The sequence below is a fragment of the Turicibacter sp. T129 genome, from assembly GCF_025594975.1.
In the GTDB taxonomy this organism is placed as follows: domain Bacteria; phylum Bacillota_I; class Bacilli_A; order MOL361; family Turicibacteraceae; genus Turicibacter; species Turicibacter bilis.
Genome location: NZ_JAMQUU010000083.1, coordinates 1 through 6,848, shown reverse-complemented (window position 1 = coordinate 6,848; position 6,848 = coordinate 1). Strand labels below are relative to the sequence as shown.

5 protein-coding genes are annotated in these 6,848 nt (G+C 35.5%); 2 read left to right on the top strand and 3 right to left on the bottom strand.

The window, feature by feature from the left end:
* Positions 1-148 precede the first annotated feature (148 nt).
* The 3 genes from tpiA to NEH75_RS12180 all read right to left on the bottom strand — a co-directional run bounded on the left by tpiA (position 149) and on the right by NEH75_RS12180 (position 4,076).
* The gene (gene tpiA, locus NEH75_RS12190; RefSeq protein ID WP_212724677.1) at positions 149-901 is read right to left on the bottom strand and encodes a triose-phosphate isomerase; all 753 of its coding nucleotides are present in this window, start codon (positions 899-901) and stop codon (positions 149-151) included.
* A 23-nt stretch (positions 902-924) separates the two neighbouring features.
* A complete protein-coding gene (locus NEH75_RS12185) occupies positions 925-2,031 on the bottom strand; it encodes a glycosyltransferase family 4 protein (RefSeq protein WP_262948932.1) in 1,107 nt (368 codons plus the stop codon).
* A gap of 128 nt (positions 2,032-2,159) precedes the next feature.
* Complete coding sequence (locus tag NEH75_RS12180) at positions 2,160-4,076, bottom strand: response regulator (RefSeq protein ID WP_262948934.1); 1,917 nt, start codon at positions 4,074-4,076, stop codon at positions 2,160-2,162.
* A gap of 484 nt (positions 4,077-4,560) precedes the next feature.
* Here NEH75_RS12180 and NEH75_RS12175 point away from each other — a divergent pair, with 484 nt between their 5' ends.
* Both NEH75_RS12175 and NEH75_RS12170 read left to right on the top strand, forming a co-directional pair.
* A complete protein-coding gene (locus NEH75_RS12175) occupies positions 4,561-5,265 on the top strand; it encodes a hypothetical protein (protein ID WP_262948931.1) in 705 nt (234 codons plus the stop codon).
* A gap of 127 nt (positions 5,266-5,392) precedes the next feature.
* On the top strand, positions 5,393-6,697 hold the full coding sequence (locus tag NEH75_RS12170) for an MATE family efflux transporter (protein WP_238581317.1): 1,305 nt from the start codon (positions 5,393-5,395) through the stop codon (positions 6,695-6,697).
* Positions 6,698-6,848: the final 151 nt, after the last annotated feature.

Genomic DNA, 6,848 nt, shown 5'->3' with positions numbered 1-6,848 from the left:
ATTCCTCCTCGCAGAGGACACCCTTGTCTTAGGCTATGTACTTTCCGCTACTTGGACGTACTCGGGACTTTAACCCGTTAGATAATACCCATGCCGGGCGCACATAAAAAAGGTGATTCCTCGAATCGAAGAATCACCTTGATAATCATTATCCTTGATAATTAACTAATGATAAGAATGATTTTGGATCTAGTGAAGCTCCACCAACTAATGCTCCGTCAATATGTTCTTGAGCCATTAACTCCTTAATATTTGACGGATTAACTGAACCTCCGTATTGAATACGGACCGCCTCAGCAACTTCACGTCCATACGCACGTTCAATTACACTACGAATATATCCAATCGTTTCATTCGCTTGCTCAGCTGTTGCTGTACGTCCCGTTCCAATTGCCCAAATTGGTTCATAGGCAATTACAACTCGTTTCACTTGTTCAACTGTTAATCCTTCTAACGCTGCAACTGTTTGAGTATCCACAACAGCATTTGTTGCTCCAGTTTCACGTTCTTTTAATGATTCACCGACACAAATAATTGGTGTTAATCCATTTGCAAATGCAGCGTGAACTTTTTTATTAACTGTTTCATCTGTCTCATTAAACATTTCACGACGCTCACTGTGTCCTAATACGACGTAAGAAACGCCGATTGATGTTAACATTTCAGGTGCCACTTCTCCTGTGTAAGCCCCAGCTGATTCAAAGTGCATATTTTGTGCCCCCACACGTAAAGAAGCCCCTTGACGTTTGACTAAACAGCGTAAGTAAGGAAATGGTGCACAAACCACTGATTCAACCACATCTGTTGAAGCAACATGATCTTTAACAGCATAAATAAATTGTAAAGCCTCATCACGCGTTTTATTCATTTTCCAGTTTCCTGCAATAATTGGTTTTCTCATTTCTCACACCTCATAATCTATTCTTATTTTTCTGATATTTCCCCCGTTGAAATATCATCTTCTTTTTGTTCTTGAACTTGTTCTTTCTTACCTTTTTTGGGTTTTGCTCGGAATAATCCTGTTGTATTAAATACAAGCTCGACCACTAGTATCGCAATTACTAACATCACTAATCCATAAAACTTCGATGACATGGTATATAGGATAGCAGTGAATGAGAACAATGCTGCAATTCCATATAAAACAAGTACGCTTTTCACATGCCCTAAATTACGATCTAATAATTGATGATGAACATGACCACGATCAGGTTTAAAAGGCGATTGCCCATTTAGTATACGACGAATGATAGCCCAAATTGTATCGAAGATTGGAACAGATAGCATAACAATTGGGATAATAAATGAAACAAAAGCCGCATTCTTATACCCTAAAAGGGATAAAACAGATACAGAGAAGCCTAAAAATAGCGATCCTGTATCCCCCATAAAAATTTTTGCTGGATGAAAGTTATGAATTAAAAAGCCTAATGTTGAACCGAGTAATAAACAAGACATCATTGCCACAAAGGCTTCTCCTTGATAGGACGCTAAAATGGCCATTGTTCCAAATGAAATAGCTGATATTCCTGAAGATAAACCATCTAAACCGTCAATTAAATTAATAGAATTTGTAATACCAACAATCCAGATGACCGTTACAATTCCACCTATCCACCCTAAATCAATTACAGGTAAAAACGGTAAATAAATCTTATCTATCATGAAATTACCATACAAAACCATAATAAAAGCTGCAACTAACTGAACGAGAGCCTTTGGTTTAGCAGGTAATTCAAACATATCATCAAGCATCCCAGTAGCAACAATGAGAAAAGAAGCAATAAAATAAGCATCAATAAACGCTATTTCATCTTGATCAAGCGCATATCCTTTCACTTTAAAAATCATATAACCCAATAGAAAAGCAATATAAATCGCGAGTCCACCCATTCTCGGCATGATACGACTATGGACTTTACGTTTATTGGGTTGATCAACTGCATTGGTAAAATAAGCTAATTTCATCACATACGGCGTAATTAAACACGCTATTATGAAGCATAAACTTATGACTAATAAGTAAATCATCATGGCACCTCACGGTTAAATTTTTATGTTATTATATCACATCTAAGTAGTTAACAGAAGTCTATAGCCAAAATCCCATGAGTTTCTCACGCTTTTTCACCATATTTCTACTTTTTAAAAAGGTAGATTTATCCTATCTTCCATCCTTCAATACGAGCCAATTCATCCATTACTTCCATAAATTCTTCCATAAAAATACTTAAAATATCCTCATGTGCTTCATCTTCTTTTAAAGCTGTTTCTAATTCACGACTATACTCATACAACTCATCTGCCCCTAATTGACCGGCTAGTCCTTTAATGGTATGGACCGTACGAATAGCTTCATCCATATTCGACTCAATTAATTGTGGTAATTGCTCAACTACCATATAGAAATGCTTTCTAAAATTATGCGCAATACGTAGATATAAACGTGTATTTCCAGCAATACGTTCAAGTGCATAAGCAATGTTTAACATCGAACTTAGTTCAATTAATTGTTCAGCCTTGATTGGCTTCACTTCTAATGGTTTACAATTCAAGATGCGATACACACCATTGGATAACGTGTAATGATCCACTGGCTTTGGAACATACGCATCAACGCCATGACGTAAAATAAAATCTAGCTCTAAACATTGACTAACGCCCGTTAGTAAAATAACTTTAGCATCAGTATTAATTAACTTAATCGCCTTAAAGACATCCACACCGCTCATACCTGGCATAATGACATCTAGTAAAATACAATCATATTGACTAAATGTCTTAGCATAGTGCTTAATCGCACGCTTCGGATCTGAGAAAGCTGTGACACTATACCCAAAGCTTTCAAGTAAAGCCTCCGTAATCTCTAAGTTTGATAACTCATCATCGATAACCATGATTTTTCCAACACCACGTGGCACGGATTCTTCATTAACAAACTCTTCAATTCCATGATTAATTGGCAAATATAGCGTAAACGTCGTTCCCTTTCCAACAACAGAGTCAAGCTCAATAGCTCCGTTATGATTACGTAGTGTTTCAACGACACTTGCTAGACCCATTCCGGTTCCTTTCCCTACATCTTTTGTTGTAAAGAATGGCTTAAAAATCTTAGACATTAAGCTAGCATCAATCCCACAGCCTGTATCTCTAATTTTTAAAATAGCGTAGTCATTGGGCGTAATATTCGTATTTAATAAATTACCAGGAATCTCTTCTAGTTGATCGTGAGTCAACGTTAATTCAATGCAACCTTGGCCTTTAATAGCATCCCGTGCATTAATACATAAATTTAAAATTGCATTATTTAATTGAGATTCATCACCTAATACATAATATTCATCTGGCTCAATATTTAGTTCAATCTTAATTCGACGATCGATTGTATGTTTTAACATATTGACCGTATCTTTAACAATCTGTACTAAATCAAGATTCATACGTTTATTTTCCGGTTTATGTGAAAAGGCTAATAATTGGCGGGTTAACTCTGTCGAATGACGGACTGAACGTTCTATCCCATCCATATAACGCAACAGTGTTTCATCCTCTGTCATTGTTTTCATTAATGCCACATAACCTAAAATTCCATTTAATTGATTATTAAAATCATGACTAACTCCACTTGTCAACTGCCCTAATGCTTGTAACTTTTGAAGTTGTCCATCAATCAAATCATGTTTTTTCTTAAATGATAAATCGAGTAATAGTCCTCGAACACGTACCTCACCTTTATTATCAATTACTTTCTCACATTTTAGCACGAGTGTTTCCCAAGGTTTATGTTTATGACGAATTAATAAATCTTGAGTTAACTCAGTATCCGGACTCAATAAAAAAGTATCAATGATTTCATTTATGGATTCATTATTAAATAAACTCTGTGAATTTTGAGTTTCTGAATCAAATTCTAATAACTGCTCAATCATATCACTCACGTACCAAATACATTCACTGACCCGATATTCAAAGAATCCGTAAGCTAAATGAAGTAATTGTAAATACCAATTGCTCGATCCAATTTCTACTTCTAATTGAGAATTAAATTCTAACCTATCAATCTCCACCACTCTCATATCTTCCATTCTGTTTTACAACAGATACCCCACTTTCTCTTAAATCTGTTCATCAATATAAATATCCCCTAAATTAGGAAATTTTATACCATATTTACAATTACCTTATTTTACTATATTCAATCCTATTATATGTTTTTTAGTCCTAACATTCAATCCCTTCTGTGTAAACGCAAGATAAATTAGCAATTTTGTTCATATTGCTAATGTCCGACTTTCACCTAAATGCATATACTAGAATATATAAGAAACAGTAACCTTTGTACACCGCAAAAAAATTTACTGCTTCTATCGTCGGTCTGCGTTAAAGACGTTTTATGATTTTAAGCCTGATACAGTAAATGTATGCTATTAATTTTTTTCTATTATAAAAAGCAGTAGTTTATATAAGGAGGACACTATGAAAAAAAAACAACTCTCCACTCATAGACAGTCCCAGTCACCCAAACAAAAAGCACGTCAACTAGAATGCTCTGATGAGCTCATGCATAACTTCATTGGACTCTTAACAGAAAAAGTCGATCAAATGCAATCGATGATTGGTGATATTCCTCTATCCCCTTCTATTCATCCCGGCAATGACACCTTAAACCCTTCCAACTCGACTGAAAAAAAAACAGAACCACCTCTAAATGAGTACAATCCTCTTCCCGATGACTTCGATCCCGATGAGCTTAGATTTCAAGAAGTCCCAGGATCAGCAACAACTATGGATGGAACATCCGACACCTCCGGACGTCTTCTAAATACGCTCCCCATCCAAAATAGTAGTGCTGCAAATAGTGGCCAAAGTGCGGCTGCTATAGCTCATGGAACTGGTTTTGACTATGCTCCTCAACAAACCACAACTTATTGCTATGGTTTTACCAACTCTGAATTCTTTGCCTTTATCGGAAGTTTGGACCCAGTCGAATATATTTTAGTCGTTACTGTTATTGCCATTATTATCGGTGTTGAACTTAATGTATTTGAACGACAAATTGTCGGTGGTGCTTTAGTTGATATTGGAGTCACCCTTGGAAATATGGTAGAACAAGAACTCTTCCAAACTGCAAGACAAAATGAGGCTGCAAGTCGACAACGAAATGAAGCCGAACAAACGGACTTTGACAATCTCTATAACGATATTGATGTATTACAAGCTGAAATTGATGCCATTAAACAACAATTAGGAATGAATCAAACTTAAAAGGACGTTCATCATTAAAAAAGTGACGTCCTTTTTTAGTTATTCTAAACAAAAATATTGACTATACGGTTACCAGATAGTTTAGTATACTAAAAAGAAACTTATATAGAAAGGTATGAGAGAAATGATGAAGAAATTTTTAAGTTATGCAATTCCCTCGGCTTTAGCCATGTTTATTTCATCTTTATATACAGTCATTGACGGTATTTTTGTAGGACAAGGAGTCGGAGATCTTGCATTAGCGGCCGTCAATGTTGTAATCCCCCTAACCATTATGTTATTTGGTATGGCAACCATGTTCGCCGTCGGAGGAGGAGCACTTATTTCTAAAAACTTTGGAAGTGGTAATATCCAAAATGCCAACGTAATGTTCCGCCAAGTTTTTAAATTTTTATTAATTCTTAGCCTTTTCATTAGCATCATCTGCTTCCTCTTTACAGGACCTATTGTTAAAGGATTAGGAGCAACCCCTGATTTATATGAAAGTGCTAAAATTTATTTAAGATTCTATTCAATCTTTTGCATTCCTAATATTATTGGAATTGCCCTTAATAGCTTTATCCGAAACGATGGTAACCCTAAGTTAGCCATGATTGCGACAATTTCAGGAGCAATCACAAATATCGTACTCGACTATCTCTTCATCTTCCCGCTACAGCTTGGCTTATTTGGAGCAGCACTAGCAACTGGTCTTGGACAATTAGTGACAGTCTCAATTCTTTTAATTCACTTTATTCGTCGCCAAGGACAACTTCGATTCGGAAATGTTAAATTAGACTTTAAAATCATCAAAGAATTTTCAAATATTGGATTTCCATCCTTCTTTGCTGAAGCTGCTTTCTCAGTCATTATTTACTTAACCAATCTTGCCTTAATCACAACCGTTGGAGAAGCAGGAATTACGACTTACAGTATTATCAACTATTTAACAACACCAATTTATCTACTCCTACTTGGATTAGCCTTTGGGGCACAACCATTAATCAGCTATCATTTCGGTGCAAAAGAACAAGAACCGATGATGAAATATTATCGTCTGACCAATATCACAAACTATCTCATCAACTTAGTATTTATTGCTATTTGTTTGTTCTATGGTCGTCCAATTATCAGTGTCTTCACTCAGGACCCAACAATTATTGACATGGCCTATATTGGTCTAAACATCGTCAATGCAGCCTTTATTATTGTTGGAGTTAACCTGAATACAACTATTTATTATCAAGCCATTGAGATGACAAAATACTCAAATTTATTATGCGCTTGCCGATCAATCATTTTCTTACCTATCGTTTTATTCATTCTAACAACGGTAGTTGGGTTACATGGAATTTGGGCTGCACTCTTTATCTCTGAATTATTAACGATGTTATCCTTCTTAATCTTTACAAAAATGAAGACCATCACTGAAAGAGCTATTCAATGGGCTTAACGTAAAAAACGATTCATGATGAATCGTTTTTTTGTTATAAATCTTCACCGTCTGTTTAAAAAAACCAACAACTTGTTTTAAATCTTGATTAACATAAACTTTGATGACAGTATCCTGTTCCGTTTTAAAGCCTGAGTTGTCAATTTAAATC

Excerpts from the sequence above, each read along its gene's own strand:
- tpiA (WP_212724677.1), bottom strand. The coding sequence starts at position 901 with ATGAGAAAACCAATTATTGCAGGAAACTGGAAAATGAATAAAACGCGT.
- NEH75_RS12185 (WP_262948932.1), bottom strand. The coding sequence starts at position 2,031 with ATGATTTACTTATTAGTCATAAGTTTATGCTTCATAATAGCGTGTTTA.
- NEH75_RS12180 (WP_262948934.1), bottom strand. The coding sequence starts at position 4,076 with ATGAGAGTGGTGGAGATTGATAGGTTAGAATTTAATTCTCAATTAGAA.
- NEH75_RS12175 (WP_262948931.1), top strand. The coding sequence starts at position 4,561 with ATGCATAACTTCATTGGACTCTTAACAGAAAAAGTCGATCAAATGCAA.
- NEH75_RS12170 (WP_238581317.1), top strand. The coding sequence starts at position 5,393 with ATGAAGAAATTTTTAAGTTATGCAATTCCCTCGGCTTTAGCCATGTTT.